16 protein-coding genes are annotated in these 17,012 nt (G+C 47.9%); all 16 read left to right on the top strand.

The window, feature by feature from the left end; all coding sequences use genetic code 11:
- The first annotated feature begins 15 nt into the window (after positions 1 to 15).
- The 16 genes from flgL (at position 16) to fliJ (ending at position 17,011) form a co-directional block, all read left to right on the top strand.
- Positions 16 to 1,206, top strand: a complete 1,191-nt coding sequence (gene flgL / locus C942_RS13455; RefSeq protein ID WP_007466506.1) for a flagellar hook-associated protein FlgL — start codon at positions 16 to 18, stop codon at positions 1,204 to 1,206.
- 306 nt (positions 1,207 to 1,512) lie between these two features.
- Positions 1,513 to 2,661 (top strand): flagellin, encoded by a 1,149-nt coding sequence (locus C942_RS13450; RefSeq protein ID WP_007466505.1) that lies wholly within the window; start codon positions 1,513 to 1,515, stop codon positions 2,659 to 2,661.
- A 347-nt stretch (positions 2,662 to 3,008) separates the two neighbouring features.
- A complete protein-coding gene (locus C942_RS13445) occupies positions 3,009 to 4,160 on the top strand; it encodes a flagellin (protein WP_007466503.1) in 1,152 nt (383 codons plus the stop codon).
- A 64-nt stretch (positions 4,161 to 4,224) separates the two neighbouring features.
- Entirely contained in the window at positions 4,225 to 4,683 is a 459-nt protein-coding gene (locus tag C942_RS13440; protein WP_007466502.1) for a flagellar protein FlaG, read from the top strand.
- A 23-nt stretch (positions 4,684 to 4,706) separates the two neighbouring features.
- A complete protein-coding gene (fliD, locus tag C942_RS13435; RefSeq protein WP_007466501.1) occupies positions 4,707 to 6,080 on the top strand; it encodes a flagellar filament capping protein FliD in 1,374 nt (457 codons plus the stop codon).
- Positions 6,081 to 6,105: 25 nt separating this feature from the next.
- Positions 6,106 to 6,390, top strand: coding sequence for a hypothetical protein (locus C942_RS13430; protein ID WP_007466500.1), 285 nt, complete (start codon positions 6,106 to 6,108; stop codon positions 6,388 to 6,390).
- A 17-nt stretch (positions 6,391 to 6,407) separates the two neighbouring features.
- Complete coding sequence (gene fliS, locus C942_RS13425) at positions 6,408 to 6,812, top strand: flagellar export chaperone FliS (RefSeq protein WP_036800234.1); 405 nt, start codon at positions 6,408 to 6,410, stop codon at positions 6,810 to 6,812.
- A 291-nt stretch (positions 6,813 to 7,103) separates the two neighbouring features.
- The gene (locus tag C942_RS13420; RefSeq protein WP_007466498.1) at positions 7,104 to 8,558 is read left to right on the top strand and encodes a sigma-54 dependent transcriptional regulator; all 1,455 of its coding nucleotides are present in this window, start codon (positions 7,104 to 7,106) and stop codon (positions 8,556 to 8,558) included.
- 139 nt (positions 8,559 to 8,697) lie between these two features.
- A complete protein-coding gene (locus C942_RS13415) occupies positions 8,698 to 9,765 on the top strand; it encodes a sensor histidine kinase (protein ID WP_007466497.1) in 1,068 nt (355 codons plus the stop codon).
- Positions 9,765 to 11,147 carry a sigma-54-dependent transcriptional regulator gene (locus C942_RS13410; RefSeq protein ID WP_036800144.1) on the top strand — a complete coding sequence of 461 codons (1,383 nt, stop codon included), beginning with the start codon at positions 9,765 to 9,767 and terminating at the stop codon, positions 11,145 to 11,147. Before C942_RS13415 ends, C942_RS13410 begins: the two co-directional genes overlap by 1 nt.
- Before the next feature lie 139 nt (positions 11,148 to 11,286).
- Positions 11,287 to 11,598, top strand: a complete 312-nt coding sequence (fliE, locus tag C942_RS13405; RefSeq protein WP_007466495.1) for a flagellar hook-basal body complex protein FliE — start codon at positions 11,287 to 11,289, stop codon at positions 11,596 to 11,598.
- Positions 11,599 to 11,613: 15 nt separating this feature from the next.
- Positions 11,614 to 13,362 carry a flagellar basal-body MS-ring/collar protein FliF gene (gene fliF, locus C942_RS13400; protein WP_007466494.1) on the top strand — a complete coding sequence of 583 codons (1,749 nt, stop codon included), beginning with the start codon at positions 11,614 to 11,616 and terminating at the stop codon, positions 13,360 to 13,362.
- Positions 13,355 to 14,395, top strand: coding sequence for a flagellar motor switch protein FliG (gene fliG, locus C942_RS13395; protein ID WP_007466493.1), 1,041 nt, complete (start codon positions 13,355 to 13,357; stop codon positions 14,393 to 14,395). Before fliF ends, fliG begins: the two co-directional genes overlap by 8 nt.
- A gap of 41 nt (positions 14,396 to 14,436) precedes the next feature.
- The gene (gene fliH, locus C942_RS13390) at positions 14,437 to 15,240 is read left to right on the top strand and encodes a flagellar assembly protein FliH (RefSeq protein WP_007466492.1); all 804 of its coding nucleotides are present in this window, start codon (positions 14,437 to 14,439) and stop codon (positions 15,238 to 15,240) included.
- Complete coding sequence (fliI, locus tag C942_RS13385; protein ID WP_007466491.1) at positions 15,240 to 16,565, top strand: flagellar protein export ATPase FliI; 1,326 nt, start codon at positions 15,240 to 15,242, stop codon at positions 16,563 to 16,565. The genes fliH and fliI overlap by 1 nt, the downstream gene beginning before the upstream one ends.
- A 2-nt stretch (positions 16,566 to 16,567) precedes the next feature.
- Positions 16,568 to 17,011: a flagellar export protein FliJ gene (gene fliJ / locus C942_RS13380; RefSeq protein WP_007466490.1), complete on the top strand. Its 444-nt coding sequence runs from the start codon at positions 16,568 to 16,570 to the stop codon at positions 17,009 to 17,011.
- Position 17,012: the final 1 nt, after the last annotated feature.

The following is a 17,012-nucleotide window of genomic DNA, read 5'->3' as shown; positions in this document are numbered from 1 at the left end:
AGGAGACTGACTGAAATGATTAGCCGAATTGCCAGTTTCCACAATTACAGCTCTGTAGCAAATGACATGAACCGTCAGCAGGTAAAAGTGGCGGAGAACCAGGAGCAGTTGGCTTCAGGTAAACGCTTGCTGACTGCCGGAGATGATCCAGTATCTTCTATCTATATTCAGAATTTTGATCAGCAGACGACTCAGATCGAACAGTCACTGAAGTCGATCACATTGGCTCGAAACCGTCTGGACAATGAAGAGACAGTGATCACCGAAGTTGAAAGTATGCTGGATGAGGCCAAGCGCAAATCCATGCTGATGGTCAACGGTTCTCTGTCTGATGATGACCGTGTAGCCCACAAGCAGGATATGCAGGGGTTGTTCGATAATTTCATGAACCTGGTTAATGCCAAGGACGAATCTGGCAACTTTATCTTTGCCGGTACTCAATATAGCAAGCAGCCGTTTTTTCGTGATAACGGCGGTAATGTGACCTATGCCGGTGACAGTTACCAGCGTATGGCGAAAGTTGCACCGGCTGTAGATGTTCCGGTGAATGACCCGGGCGACAAGTTGTTTATGGAAGTTGATAACCCTTACGGAGATTATCAGCCTGATTATGCTTTGCAGAGCGGTTCTTTGCTTCTGTTGTCTCAGGCGCAAAACACCAATAACGCAGACCAGTCCAGCTACCGGGTTGAATTTTCATCGACCTCAGCTGGCACATCTTACCAATTGTTTCAGAACGGTAGTGTAGTTAGTACCGCTCAGTATGATCCTAATAAAGGGATCGAATGGGGCACACTTAAGATCGATGTCGAAGGGGAGATCGAAGATGGTGATGCCATTGATCTTACCCGTCAGGATAAGGTGAATATCTTTGACTCATTCCGCCGCAGTATCGAACTGTCTGACAGCAGCGTGTCAGATGCCTCGGCAACGGCTGAGTTGCACCAGACGGCAGCGGAATTGTCGGAAGGCTTCAAGCATATTAACCGGGCTCGTTCTGAAGTTGGAACTCGTTTGCAGACATTGGATCGTCAGGAGGATATGCATGAAGACTTTAAGATCGTAATGAGTCAGGCCCGCGGTACGCTGGAAGATCTTGATTATGCAACCGCGGTGATTGAATTGAACGAAAACATGATGGCGCTTCAGGCTTCTCAGCAGGCATTTGCTAAGACCAAAGATCTGAATCTGTTTAACTATATCTAGTGGTTAATAAAAGCTATTCCAATCCTTTGCTTCGGTAACGGTTTTTAAGGCGGCAAAACGGCAAACCAGACGGGCATTCGGTTGCCACTTGTTGAAACAAAAGATAACAAAATGGATTAAGTTGCTGTTATTTAAGGCTTTTAAAATTTGGCATGATGATTGCTTAATATTAAAAAGAAATAATTAGGTGGCAAGTGACTTGCCAAGAAAGTTTACACATATGGCTGGCCCCGCTTCACTGTCTTTAGAACTGACTGTTGCGGGTAGGCTGTTTCGCTAACATAGCGAAAGTCAAAGGAGAGCAAAATGGGTGTAACAGTAAACACCAACGTGTCTGCCATGACTGCGCAGCGTTACCTGGGCAAAGCAACAAGCGATCTTAATACCTCAATGGAACGTCTATCTACAGGTAGTAAGATTAACAGTGCTAAAGACGATGCTGCAGGTCTGCAGATTTCGAACCGATTAGTTGCACAGACGCGCGGTCTGAATGTCGCAATGCGTAATGCCAATGACGGCATTTCGATTGCGCAGACTGCAGAAGGTGCGATGCAAGAATCAACCAGTATTCTGCAACGTATGCGAGACCTGTCACTACAGTCAGCCAACGGTGCTAACTCGGACGAAGACCGTGAGGCAATCCAGCAGGAAGTAACTGCACTGCAGGATGAACTTAACCGTATCGCTGAAACGACAGCATTTGGTGGTCGTAAGTTGCTTAACGGTACATTCGGTGAAGCGGCATTCCAGATCGGTGCGGATTCAGGTGAAGCCTTGATTATGGGTATGGATAGTGTACGTGCCGATTATGATAAAATGGGTGGTAGCCTGTTGGTTTCGACCACAAAAATTGAACCAAAAGCGATTCTGAACGCTGATGCGAAGGTAAGCTTCCAGATTACCGATAAGCTGGGTAACGTCACCGATGTAAGTGTTGACCTGCTTAAAGGTGATGATGTTGAAGAGATCGCGACCCGAATCAATGGTCAGAATAGTTCAGTTAATGCCTCTGTGAGCGAAGAAGGTGAACTTCAGCTGTTTGCTGATGGCGGTGCTCTGACAGTGACACAGGGCAAGATGAGCATGATGAACGAAGACGGTAAAGTCGTTCCGGGTGATATTGCCGGTGCTGCACAGAATGTTACTGTCGGCGGTATTGATGTGGAATCTGTAGGCGGCGCACAGCAGGCTGTGCCAATTATTGATGCTGCATTGAAATACATTGATACAATGCGTGCAGATTTAGGTGCGAAGCAGAACCGTTTGGGCCATACCATTAACAACTTGGCTAACGTTTCTGAAAACGTTTCGGAGTCTAACAGCCGAATCCGCGATACAGACTTCGCGAAAGAAACAACGGAAATGACGAAGAGCCAGATCCTGCAGCAGGCAAGTACCTCTATTCTTGCACAGGCCAAGCAGGTTCCTCAGGCTGCAATGAGTTTGTTACAATAATTTTCCGAACTCAGATGAGCGAAAACGGCAAGGGGGCAGCCCCTTGCCGTTTTTGTTTGTGGTGAAAGTTAACCTATTGCCTCTTCTCTCCATACATATCAGTTTTTTCTTTCTTGTAAGTTTTAATAAGACTTATTTGACTAAGATGTTGATTTATAATGATTTTAACTTTGCTGTGCATTGTTGGTTTTTATGAGCTTGATCACATTTCTGAACTACCACAAAAAAAAATAAAAAAAATCTTAAAGGTTTCCAATCGTATGCCGTTAAAACTCATGTACAAAGAATAACTAGGTTTTTCCGGCTGGGCTGGTCAAGCCATATCGAACACTTTAAGGAGAGACATTATGGCAGTTACAGTAAATACTAACGTTTCTGCAATGACCGCTCAGCGCTACCTGGGTCAGGCGACCGAAGCTCAAAGTAACTCAATGGAGCGTCTTGCTACCGGTAGCAAGATCAATAGTGCAAAAGATGACGCAGCAGGTCTTCAGATATCTAACCGTTTGGAAACTCAGAGCCGTGGCCTTGACGTAGCTGTACGTAACGCCAACGACGGTATCTCAATGGCACAGACCGCTGAAGGTTCTATGCAGGAAACAACAAGCATCCTGCAGCGTATGCGTGACCTGTCACTACAGTCAGCTAACGGTTCTAACTCACAAGAAGACCGTGACTCTATCCAGGAAGAAGTAACAGCGCTGAACGATGAACTTAACCGTATCGCAGAAACAACCTCTTTCGGTGGTACTAAACTGTTGAACGGTACCTTCGGTTCTCGTTCATTCCAGGTTGGTGCAGACTCTGGTGAAGCAGTTCAGATGAACTTCAAGAACATCCGTTCAGATGAAGCGAAGATGGGTGGTAGCATGCTGGTTTCAACCAAGACTGCACCAGCCGACTCTACACTGAAAGCCGATACGACAATTGGCCTGACAGTTACTGACAAGATCTCTGGTGTGGCGACTGATATCAGTGTTGACCTGGTTAAAGGCGACGATATCGAAGAAATCGCGACTCGCATCAACGGTCAGAACGACCAGATCAACGCATCTGTTTCTGAAAAAGGCGAGCTTCAGCTATTCACTACAGAAGGTACAGTTGGCGTTAAGACCGGTGCAATGACCATGGTTGGCAGTGACGGTAAAGATGTTGATGCAACAATCGGTGGTGTTGCGGCAGACAAGACTGTTTCTGAAATTGACGTAACCTCCGTTGGTGGTGCACAGCAGGCTGTTGCAGTTCTTGATGGCGCGATGAAGTATGTTGACTCGCACCGTGCAGAACTGGGTGCATCTCAGAACCGTCTGAACCACACAATCAACAACCTGGACAACGTTAACGAGAATGTAAACGCATCGAACAGTCGTATCCGCGATACTGACTTTGCGAAAGAAACAACTAACATGACGAAGAACCAGATTCTTTCTCAGGCTTCTACGTCTATCCTGGCTCAGGCAAAACAGGCTCCTCAAGCCGCTCTAAGCCTGCTAGGTTAATACCTCCGTATAACGGCAAGGAGGCAGCTCCTTGCCGTTTTCTGCTTTCAGAAGGTGAAAGAATATGGATGTCAAACCCGTTTCTACTTCTTCACTTCCTCCTCGTTCTTCTGAGAATGGCACCCATTCTTCTGTTGGCACAAATATTGCTAATAAATCTGGTAGTAGTACTCAGGGGACACCCGCTGCCGCTCACTCATCCAATCAGCAACCAGTGGCATCAAGCAGCGATAAAGGTGAGACCGATGTTCGTCGCGTAGAACAAAGCTTCAACATAGAACAACAGCGCCACCTTCAGCGTGAAGAGCTGGAGAAAGTCGTTGAAAAAATTGAAGAGTTTGTTGGAAATACGCTGAATAAAGGTCTGGCTTTTCGGATTGATGAAGAGTCTGGCAAAAGCATCGTCACTATTTACGATAAACGTACCGGTGATGTGGTTCGCCAAATTCCTGATGAAGATATGTTAGCTTTATCCCGACAGCTTGCCGCTCATTCGGGAGGATTGTTACAGACGAAAGTGTAAAACGACATCATTTGGGGTAGTCAATGAATATAGGCGCAGCAGCCACGGCTTCCGGTTTTGATATTAACGGTATGGTTAACAAAATCGTTGAATCTGAGCGGGCTCCGAAAGAAGCGCGAATCAATGAGCGCCGGGACAACGTCGATGTCAATATCAGTGCCTATGGAAAACTGAAAAGCTCGTTGAATGAACTGAAGTTCATGATGGCTGACTTTCGTCGTAACCATACCTTATCGGCACGTACTGCTTCATCGGATAACAATGAGGTGCTGACAGCAAAGGCATCACATGAAGCTATTCCAGGAAAATACACCGTCAAAGTTGACCAGCTTGCACAGTCACACAAGATTGTATCAAGTACATTTGACGAAGATGAAAAGATGGGTGCAGGTAAACTGGCTATCTCTTTGGGGGCGACTAAGTTTGATGTTGAGATCCCAGAGGACGAAAGCAAGATTATTGATGTAGTACGCCTGATTAATCGTCATCCGTCAAACACCGGTGTGATGGCGTCAGTGATTAAAGATGACGCCGGGGCGCGATTGGTTCTGTCTGCTGATAAAAGCGGTGAGCAGAATACGATTAAGGTTCGGGTTGATGCACCACCAGCCAGTACACTGCAAAAGTTTGGCTTCAATGCACATAATGAAGTCAGCCCTATGAGTGAAATGCAGGCTGCAAAGGATGCTAAGGTCGTCATCGATGGTTTGGCCACTGTTACCAGTGACAACAATACGATTAAAGATGCCATTAAAGGCGTTGATCTCAACCTGGTAGCGTTGAAAGACAGTAAGGGTGATTCGGATGCCATTATTGATGTGGCTTATGATCGCGTTGCTGTTGGTGGGGCGATTGAGCAGTTCGTCAACGCCTATAACCAGTTTTATCAAACATCTCAGGAGCTGGCTAAATTTGATCCTGAAACTCAGGAAAAAGGCCCGCTGGTGGGCGATAGTATTATCCGCACGGTAGATAACCAGCTTCGTTCCGCATTTTCTGCGCCGATTGAAGGCGCGCCGGAAACAGTCAAAACGCTGAGTGAACTCGGCGTGATGACCACAATGGCCGGGCGACTGGAAATTGACTATGACCTGCTGGATAGACAGCTGGAGCAAAATTTTACCGATGTTGGTGAGTTTTTTGGCAGCCGGAAAGGTTTTGCCCGCCGGATCGAAGATTTGGTTCATGCCCATACCGGGATAACTGGCAGTATCAAAAGTCGCCAGAACAGTCTTAACGATCAGATGATGCGTCTGAATAAAGAGCAGACTAATCTGGATCGCCGGATGCAAAGTGTTTATCAGCGTACCCATGATCAGTTCACTGCGATGGATGGAGCTATGGGACAGATGAAAGGTCAGCTTAGCTCCATGATGAGCATGATGCCGGCAGCATAATGAATTTTAGGTGAGAGAGTTAAGCATGCAGCGTTTACAACAGCTAGATGGCCAGTTGGAGGCCATGCTCTCCACCGATGGAGATGTGGATCCGCAGCTGTTGCAGCAGTTATTGCAGCAGCGTGAACAGATCTTGCATGAATTAATGGCTAAGCCTGAACAGCTGGAAAAATCAGCGTGGCAGGCAGCCGTTGAACGAACGTCGTGTTTGCTTGAGCAGATCAGTCAACGCCGGGATCAATCTGCAGGCCAACTTCAGCGACTACAGCACGGGCAACGCTCGATGCAGGTATACAATAAATTTCGGTAAGGTTAGAAAAAATGGCAATGAGAGGATCTCTACAGGCTTATAAACGAGTCTCAGTGGATAGTCAGCTGACATCAGCATCACCACACCGGGTGATCTCGATGCTGATGGCTGGAGCAATTGAGCGCTTGATCCAAGGCAAGGCTGCAATGCAGCAGGGCTCAATTGCAGTTAAAGGTGAGCGCTTGGGTAAGGCGTTGGATATTGTGATTAGTTTGCGTAGCTGTCTTTCTATGGAAGATGGTGGTGATATTGCGTCAAACTTAGATTCACTATATGACTTTATGATTCAGCAGATTTATAAGGCAAACCAGGACAATCTTCCTGAGCCGATTGATGATGTAATTGATATGTTGCGTGAAATTAAAGCAGCTTGGGATCAAATCCCTGCGGAATACCATAATATGACGCAGTTGGATATGTAGTAACACCTTTCTGCCTTGTGCAATCAATTTATTATTGGCTTCCTTCTTCAGGAAGCCAAAAAATAAACTAAAATGATCTGGATTGCACTTTCCTTTGTACAGGGTTCACAGCTTTTGTGTGTCCTTGGTTGCCTTATCCTGAGCTTTTATTACAATGGAAAGCAATAATTTTTGGTTGCTGTTCCTCAGTAATACAAAATTGAATAACTTCGTAAAAAGTTGAAAGTTGTTCAGTTTGGTATAAAAGCCACAGAAATAGAATTTCCTATAAAGGCAGGCAATATCTCTCCTATGCAAGGTTTAGCTAAAACCCTCGTAATTGATGACGATCAGCAGCATCGTCATGACCTTGGTGTCATTCTTAATTTTGTTGGAGAACAGCATGAGGCTTTCTCTACGCGCGAGGTGGAAAATTCGCTTTGGGAAAAGGATTGGAGTGCCTGTTTACTGGGTAAAATAACTACCGGTAAGTCACTTAGCAAAATTCTTGACTACCTGCGAATCCACAACCATATCCCGGTTATTGCGTTAACGGATCATGCCAGCGAACTGGCGGGATTACCGAATTATGTTGGTGAGCTTGAGCTACCGCTGAATTACGGGCAGCTATCGGATGCCCTACGTCATTGTCAGGAGTTTCTTGGTAAGAGAGCTTATCAGGTTCCTCAACTGGCACGTAAAAATACATTATTCCGTAGTATGGTTGGCCGTAGCGAAGCGATCAGTGAGATCCGTCATCTTGTCGAACAGGTGGCAGGTACTGATGCCAGTGTATTGATTCTTGGCGAATCCGGTACTGGTAAAGAAGTTGTGGCCAGGAATATTCATTATCATTCCTCCCGTGGTAAAGGTCCATTTGTGCCGGTTAACTGTGGGGCGATTCCGCCAGACTTGCTGGAAAGCGAGTTGTTTGGTCATGAGAAAGGGGCATTCACCGGCGCTATTTCTTCCCGTAAAGGGCGTTTCGAACTGGCTGAAGGCGGCACCTTATTCCTTGATGAAATTGGCGATATGCCAATGGCGATGCAGGTTAAATTATTACGCGTGCTTCAGGAGCGTTGTTTTGAGCGCGTGGGTGGCAACAGTACGATTAAGGCTAATGTTCGTATCGTAGCTGCGACTCATCGAAATCTGGATGATATGATTAAAGAAAATACGTTCCGTGAGGATCTGTATTATCGCTTGAATGTTTTCCCGATTGAGATGCCTGCACTGCGTGAACGTATCTGCGATATTCCGTTGTTGTTGCAGGAACTGTTAGCGCGTATGGAATCAGAAGGTGCTAAACGAGTGCACTTCACTCCGCGAGCCATTACTTCTCTGATGGATCACGATTGGCCGGGAAATGTACGCGAACTGGCAAATTTGGTTGAGCGTTTGATCATTCTGTATCCGGGGGAAATGGTGGATGTGAACCATCTGCCGATGAAGTATCGTTACAATGATCTGCCCGACTTTCAACCGGAAGAGCAACTTCTTTCGACAGAAGATCAGGAACGGGCTGCGTTGGCTGATATGTTTGCAACCAGTTATTCTGAGCCGGATGTTCCATCGGTGAATGATCTACCGCCTGAAGGTGTTAATCTGAAGGAAATGCTGGCAGAGCTGGAAGTGGAGATGATCCGCCAGGCTCTTGAGGCGCAGACAGGTGTCGTAGCCCGTGCCGCCGATATGCTGGGTATGCGACGTACCACGCTGGTGGAAAAAATGCGCAAGTATGGTCTGAATAAAGAAGATCTTCGCTAAATATATTAAATTCCGACGGTGTCATAATCTTGACGCCGTCAAATTTCTTTTCAAGTAAATAACCTATTGATACCATTGGTTTTATTTTGGCATAGAAAGTGCTTTATTAGGACTTTTCTGCGAACTGATCAGGTGTTTCATGGGCGACAATGTATCTCCGCTGGGTTCCCTTACTAAGCAGGTTGGCCGTTACCAACAGGCGCTGGATGTGATGCCTTCAGGGGTTATTTTTCTCGACTCAAAAGGTGAGGTTTTCGAAGCCAACCCTGAAGCTCACCGCCTTCTTGGTGAACCGCTTGTTGGCGAGCGATGGTTTTCTGTCATTCAACGATCGTTTTCTCCGCAGGAAGATGATGGCCATGAAGTGTCACTACGCAATGGTCGCAAAGTTAAATTAGCTATCTCGGCATCAGACAGCGGTCAATTGATTTTCATTACTGATATGACAGAAACGCGATTGCTACAATCACGGATCAGTGAAATGCAGCGATTGTCATCATTGGGTAAAATGGTCGCGTCACTGGCTCATCAGGTTCGTACACCGCTTTCAAGCGCAATGTTATATGCCTCGAATTTATCGTCTCCGAACCTGAATTCTCAGACGCGTGACCGCTTTCAGGCTAAATTAGTCGATCGTCTTCATGATCTTGAAAAGCAAGTCAATGATATGCTGCTGTTTGCCAAAGGCGGTGACAATAAGGTTGTTGAGCTATTTACGCTTGAAAGCCTGCTTAATGAGCTTGAAAGAATGGTTGAGACGATGATCGTCTCTAACCAAGTCGATTTCAGTATTGACTGTGACGATGAAAGCCTGAAGGTGTTTGGTAATGCTAATGCGTTGGCAAGTGCCATTGGCAACCTGATCACTAATGCCGTGCAGATGGCTGGAAAGCAGTGCAAAGTTGCCGTTAATTGTCAGCTTCGAGATGGTGTCATCCATTTGTCGGTGCTGGATAACGGTCCCGGAATTGAGCCTGAGATGCAGGCCAAAATCCTGGAACCATTTTTTACGACAAGAAAGCAGGGAACCGGGCTCGGTCTTGCTGTGGTACAAATGGTGGCCTCGGCCCATAAAGGTCGCTTGTCTTTGAAATCCGAGCCGGGTCAGGGGGCGTGTTTTACAATCTCACTGCCTTTGGCTGACACTCAGGCCGCCATACCTGAATCCGCCCAAAACGAGAACGAAGCAGCAATTGGAGAGTTATGATGAATCAAAGCCGCGTACTGGTTGTTGAGGATGATGAAGGGCTACGCGAAGCTCTGATTGATACTTTGGCATTGGCTGGCTATCAGTGGTTGGAGGCCGAAAGTGCCGAGCAGGCTCTGTTGCTGCTGAAATCTGAACCTGTCGATATTGTTGTTTCCGACGTTCAGATGGCAGGAATGGACGGTCTGGGTTTGTTGCGCAGTATTAAGCAGCACTGGCCGAAATTACCGGTGCTGTTAATGACAGCTTACGCCAATATCGAAGATGCGGTATCGGCAATGAAAGAAGGCGCGATTGACTATATGGCAAAGCCGTTTGCGCCGGAAGTTTTGCTGAACATGGTTAGCCGCTATGCACCTGTCAAAAATGAATCCGGCAGGGCGGTTGTTGCCGACGAGAAATCTTTGAAATTGCTGTCTCTGGCAGAAAAAGTCGCTAAGACTGATGCCAGCGTAATGGTTCTGGGGCCAAGCGGATCGGGTAAAGAAGTGATGTCCCGCTATATCCATGAGCATTCAAACCGTAGTGAAGGTCCTTTCATTGCCATTAACTGTGCCGCGATTCCCGATAACATGCTGGAAGCAACCTTGTTCGGTTATGAAAAAGGGGCGTTTACCGGTGCGGTACAGGCTTGTCCGGGGAAATTCGAGCAAGCTCAGGGCGGCACGATCTTGCTGGATGAAATCAGTGAGATGGATCTGAACCTCCAGGCAAAACTTCTACGTGTTCTTCAAGAGCGCGAAGTAGAACGCCTCGGTAGCCGTAAGAGTATCAAACTGGATGTCCGGGTGTTGGCAACCAGTAACCGGGATCTGAAACAGTATGTTTCGGAAGGACACTTCCGCGAAGATTTATATTATCGTCTTAACGTATTTCCGCTAGTATGGCCTGCTTTGGCTGAGCGAAAAGGCGATATTGCTCCATTGGCAACATACCTGACGGAGCGCCATTGTGTGAAGCAGGGACTACTGGTGCCAAAATTCAGTCAGTCGGCATTACTTAAGTTACAGCAATATGCCTGGCCAGGTAATGTGCGAGAACTGGATAATGTTATTCAGCGCGCCTTGATCCTTTGCGATGGCAGTAATATTGAAAATGAGCATATTTTACTGGAAGGACTTGACTGGCTGGATGCACAAAGCTTGCAAACCGCGGTAGAATCAACGAGCGCTGTACCGAATCTCGAACCGGTTCAGGTTTCCGGTACACCGGAAAGTTTGGGGGGAGAGCTTCGAGAGCAGGAATTTGCGATTATCCTGGAGACAATCCGAGCCTGCGACGGGCGCCGAAAAGATGTCGCCGAAAAACTGGGGATCAGTCCGCGAACCCTTCGCTATAAACTGGCGAAAATGCGTGACGCCGGGATAGAGATCCCGGTTTAGGGTGAGAATTCTATTTTATTGGCATTTTAAGCCGACTTGGCGTTAAGCTTGCAGGAAACAGTAGAAAAGTATCTCAAACGAATAAAAACGTCACTATTTTGATTTAAGTGACAATCTTTTGACTGTGCGGGGAAGAGTTATGAAAGTCAACGGACTACAAGCCGAATTGCAGGCGATGAAGCTGGAAGCCCAGAGTACAAACCGTCCGGCAACCAGCCAACAGGTCAGTGCCGATTTTGGTGCTGTTCTGGGCGATGCCATTAAAACAGTAAATAATCTTCAGTCTGCATCGGGTGAACTGGCAACACGTTTTGATGAGGGGGATCGTAACGTATCCCTGTCAGATGTGATGATTGCTCGTAACAAGTCCAGTGTTGCATTTGAAGCGACCGTACAGGTCCGCAACAAGCTGGTAGAAGCGTATAAAGAACTAATGAACATGCCAGTTTAATTCGGGAATTAATCAGTGTCTGAACCATCTTCAAACAATGAGTTAGCTGTTGCTGGTAATGCTCCTGCTCCGGTTGTTTCCGATACCGAGCTTGAATTGCAGGATCCTGATACAGAAGAGAAAAGTGCCACGCGTGTCGACAGCATGCTGGGTAACCTTGATTTGCTGCGCCAGGTCATTTTGGTGCTTTCTGTTGCGATCTGTGTGGCATTGATTGTACTGGTAGTTTTCTGGTTACGTGAGCCGGAGATGCGACCACTTGGCACCTTTGAGACAGAAGAACTTATCCCTATTCTTGATCACTTCGATCAGAAAAAAATCGAGTACACCCTGGATGGCAATACGATTCGTGTTCCCGCCGATACATTTTCATCTATAAAGCTCGAAATGACCCGTGCCGGCTTGAACAGTACGGTTCAGGAAGGGGATGATATTCTGCTTAAAGACATGGGGTTCGGCGTATCCCAGCGTCTTGAGCGCGAGCGTCTGAAGCTGAGCCGTGAGCGTCAGCTGGCAAGGGCGATCGAACAAATCCGTCAGGTGCGTAAAGCACAGGTTTTGCTGGCGATGCCAAAGCAGAGCGTGTTTGTTCGTCACAATCAAGAAGCATCAGCCACCGTATTTTTGACTTTGGGTGGCAATGGTTCTCTGGGGCAGCAAGAGGTTGACTCGATAGTTGATATGGTGGCCACGGCCGTTCCAGGTTTGAAGCCGACCCGCGTAACTGTAACTGATCAGCATGGACGTCTGCTGAGTTCGGGCACAGAAGATCCTGCCGCGACCGCACAGCGTAAGGAATATGAGCTTGAACGTAAACAGGAGCAGGCACTGCGAGAGAAAATTGACGCTATCCTGATCCCTGTTCTGGGGCTAGGTAATTATACCTCCCAGGTTGATGTGACGATGGACTTCAGCGCAATTGAAGAGACGCAGAAGCAATATGACCCGTCTACTCCTTCAACCCGAAGTGAATATACGTTGGAAGACTACAACAATGGCAACATTGTCGCTGGTATTCCTGGAGCGCTGAGTAATCAGCCGCCGGCCGATTCTTCCATCCCGCAGGATATTGCTGAATTGCAGTCAGGCAAAGGTTCTAACAATGGCTCGGTGCACCGTGAATCAACCCGTAATTTTGAGTTGGACACCAAGATCCGTCATAAGCGTGCGCAGACTGGTATCATAAGTCGTCAGACGGTATCGGTTGCGATTGATTACAAGCAGGTTGTCAATCCCGAAACCGGTGAAATCACCCGTGTTCCGGTCAGTGAAGCTGAGCTGGCAAAAATCAGCCGCCTGCTGAAAGGAGGGGTCGGTTTCTCTGATCTGCGTGGCGATATGCTAGAAGTGATTTCTGTACCGTTCGCTGTACCGGAAGAAGAACAGATAGCGGATCTGCCAATTTGGGAGCATCCGAACTTTAATACATGGATCCGTTGGCTGGCAGCTGCATTGGTGATTATTGTTATCATGATTGTTATGGTTCGTCCGGCAATGCGTAAACTACTTTATCCAAATCAGGCTTCCGATGGCACGCCGCTGGATGAAAATGGTATGCCAATCCTAGCGAGCAGTGATGATGATATTGATTTGATTGGTGCCGAGCTTGATGGTGCGGATGTCCTCGAATTGAGTAGTAGCAGCCTGAATCTACCGAATTTGCATAAAGATGAAGACCTGTTGAAAGCTGTCAGGGCTCTGGTTGCGAATGAACCGGATCTGGCCGCACAAGTTGTTAAGAATTGGGTGAGTGAAGATGGCTAACGAAGTCGCAACCACAGAAGAGAAAAAGTTTGATGTCTCGACACTGACCGGGGCTGATAAAGCAGCGATTTTGCTGCTTAGCCTCAGTGAGCAGGATGCGGCCAGTATTATTCGTCACCTGGAGCCGAAGCAAGTTCAGCGTGTCGGTGGAATGATGGCCTCGATGGCGGATTTGAGTCAGGAGAAAGTAGCGGCTGTTCACCGCCACTTTCTGGAAGATATCCAGAAATACACCAGCATCGGTATGGGGAGTGAAGACTTTGTTCGAAATGCTCTGGTTGCTGCGCTGGGTGAAGATAAGGCGAACAACCTGGTTGACCAGATCCTTATGGGTAGTGGCTCCCGCGGCCTGGATTCACTGAAATGGATGGATCCGCGTCAGGTGGCTAGCATTATTCTTAACGAACACCCACAGATCCAGACGATCGTACTGTCTTATCTGGAACCTGAGCAGTCGGCAGAAATTCTGTCCCAGTTCCCGGAACGTGTCCGTCTTGACCTTATGATGCGTATCGCCAACCTTGAAGAAGTTCAGCCGGCCGCACTTCATGAATTGAATGACATCATGGAGAAACAGTTTGCTGGTCAGGCTGGTGCTCAGGCTGCGAAGATTGGTGGTACTAAGGCTGCTGCAGAAATCATGAACTACCTCGACAACAATGTTGAAGGTCTGTTGATGGATCAGATCCGTGAAAACGATGAAGATATGGCTGCTCAGATTGAAGATCTGATGTTCGTATTCGACAACTTGGCTGAAGTCGACGATCGCGGTATTCAGACCTTGCTGCGTGACGTACCTCAGGAACAGTTGCAGAAAGCTCTCAAAGGTGCCGACGATATGCTGCGTGACAAGATTCTGCGTAACATGTCTAAGCGTGCGGCAGAAATGTTGCAGGATGATCTTGAGGCAATGGGACCAATTCGTGTTGCTGATGTTGAAGCTGCACAGAAAGAGATCCTGTCCATTGCTCGTCGCCTGTCTGATGCCGGTGAATTGATGTTGTCCGGAGGTGGTGCTGATGAATTCTTGTAATGTTGCCCTTAATACAAAGAGCTGCGCACTAGGGACAAACTATGTCTTTTGAACGTCGTCGTGGGTTCCTGCGCGTAACTGAGCATCAGGCGCAGGAGCTGGAACGCTGGGCTTATCCGGATTATGCCGATGACCACAGCGCTCCGACCGACAATGCAATAAATTATGATCCGCAATGGCAGCCTGAACTTCCAGAAGAAGAGGAAGAACTGGGCCCGCCGCCGTTGACGGCAGCTGATCTGGAAGATATTCGTCATTCTGCTTATGAAGAAGGCCGTGTAGAAGGTATCGCAGCCGGTCATGCCGAAGGCTTTGAAGCTGGCAAGACAGAAGGGCTGGAAGCTGGTCAGCAGGAAGGTCTGGAGCAGGGGCTACAGCAAGGGCTGGAACAGGGACAGGTTCAGATTAACGAGCACGTTGCTCACCTTACAGCGCTGATTGATAAGCTGGCAACGCCGCAGCAGCAGCTTGACAGTGATGTGGAAAATCAAGTGCTGAACATGGTGACCAGTTTAGCTCGGGAACTTATCCGGGTTGAAGTTCAGACAAATCCACAGGTGATTTTGAACACGATTCGTGAAGTCATCGGTGCGCTGCCAATTGTAGACCGTCAGGTACAAGTCCATCTTCATCCGGAAGATTTAGAGCTCGTTAAACAGGCATACGGTGAAGAAAACCTGAGTGAGCGTAAGTGGAGCCTTCAAGCTGAGCCGTCACTGAATCGTGGTGACTTGCAGGTTCAATCCGGCGATTCCAGTATCGATTACATGGTGGAAGATCGTATTCGTCATTTGCTTAATCAATTCAACGGGGTGAACAGTCAGCAGATGAATGGAGGGCAGTAATGTCATCCTCTCTGGCTGAGCGCCTTTCTCGTTACCAAACCCAAAATCTGGCGACCCGCCCGGTCGCTTCTGGACGCCTGGTTCGGGTTGTCGGCCTGACCATTGAAGCGGTTGGTTGCCGTGCGCCTGTAGGCAGTCAGTGTAAAGTTGAAACCATAAACGGTGATATTGAAGCAGAGGTCATTGGTTTTTCCGGAGATACTCTGTTTTTGATGCCGAGTGAGTCGGTCACAGGGATCATGCCCGGTGCGAAAGTGACGCCAATGTTGCAGGACAGTGGCTTGCCGGTCGGAATGGAATTGTTAGGCCGGGTGATTGATGGTTGTGGTAACCCGCTTGACGGACTTGGTGAGATTTATACTGCTAACCGTGCCTCTTTCAATGCTGATGCTATCAACCCTCTGGCGCGAAAGCCTATCAAAGAACCCCTCGATGTTGGCCTTAAAGCCATTAACGGCTGCCTGACTGTCGGTAAAGGTCAGCGTATCGGTTTGTTTGCCGGTTCAGGTGTCGGTAAATCGGTGACACTGGGCATGATGACCCGTGGTACTACAGCACAGGTGGTTGTGGTTGGCCTGATTGGTGAGCGTGGCCGAGAAGTTAAAGAATTCATTGATGAGATCCTTGGTGAAGAAGGCCGTAAACGCGCGGTGGTTGTGGCAGCACCGGCTGATGCCTCGCCGTTGATGCGCCTGAAAGGCTGTCAGACATCTCTGACTATTGCTGAATATTTCCGTGATCAGGGGCTGGATGTGCTGCTGTTAATGGATTCACTTACCCGATTTGCTCAGGCCCAGCGTGAAATTGCTCTGTCGGTGGGTGAGCCGCCGGCAACTAAAGGCTACCCGCCGTCTGTATTCGCTAAACTACCGGCTCTGGTGGAACGTGCCGGTAACGGGGGAGAGCACCAGGGTTCGATTACCGCTTTTTTCACCGTTCTGACCGAAGGTGATGATCTTCAGGATCCGATTGCTGATGCATCGCGGGCAATTCTTGACGGACACATTGTACTCTCCCGTGAAATGGCGGATGCCGGTCACTATCCGGCGATTGATGTTGAGCGTTCTGTCAGTCGTGTAATGCCGGCGATTGTCAGTGAAGAACATATGCTGATGTCTAAGGCGGTTCGTCAGTTGTTGTCGATCTGCCGTAAGAACCAAGATCTGGTATCGATCGGTGCATATAAACCGGGAACAGATCCGAATATTGATCAGGCCTTTAACCTTAAACCTAAGCTGGATGCTTTCCTGCAACAGTCGATGAAAGAATCTGTACCGTATGACATGTGTGTCAACATGCTGCGTTCAGTGTTGAGTGGTAATTAAGAATGTCAGACAGTGCATTGGAGCTGATTTTAGAGCGGGCCAAAGATGACGAACATAAAGCATCCCTTGCCTTGAATAATGCCAGGATCGAACTGGATAACTATTATCAGCAGTTACAACAAATTGAGCAATATCGCCTGGATTACTGTAAGCAGTTGACAGCTCGCGGACTGGATGGTCTGACGGCCAGTTCTTATAGTCACCTTCAGCAATTCCTCGGCTCCCTTGATGAAACGCTGGCTAAGCAGAAAGCCGCCGGTGCGCAGTTTGAAGAGCAGGTCGAGAAGTGCAGCGAATATTGGAATGAAATGCGTAAGAAGCGCCAGTCGATAGAATGGCTTCTGGAGAAGAAACAGGCTGAGCGCCAGGCCCGGCTTGATAAGCAGGAGCAAAAAATGATGGATGAGTTTGCTACTCTGCAGTTTGCCCGCCAGGCTCGCCGGTAGC

This window comes from Photobacterium marinum (assembly GCF_000331515.1).
In the GTDB taxonomy this organism is placed as follows: Bacteria; Pseudomonadota; Gammaproteobacteria; order Enterobacterales; family Vibrionaceae; genus Photobacterium; species Photobacterium marinum.
Note: the sequence above shows the minus strand (reverse complement) of the source record. Positions and strands in the feature narration are given on the sequence as shown.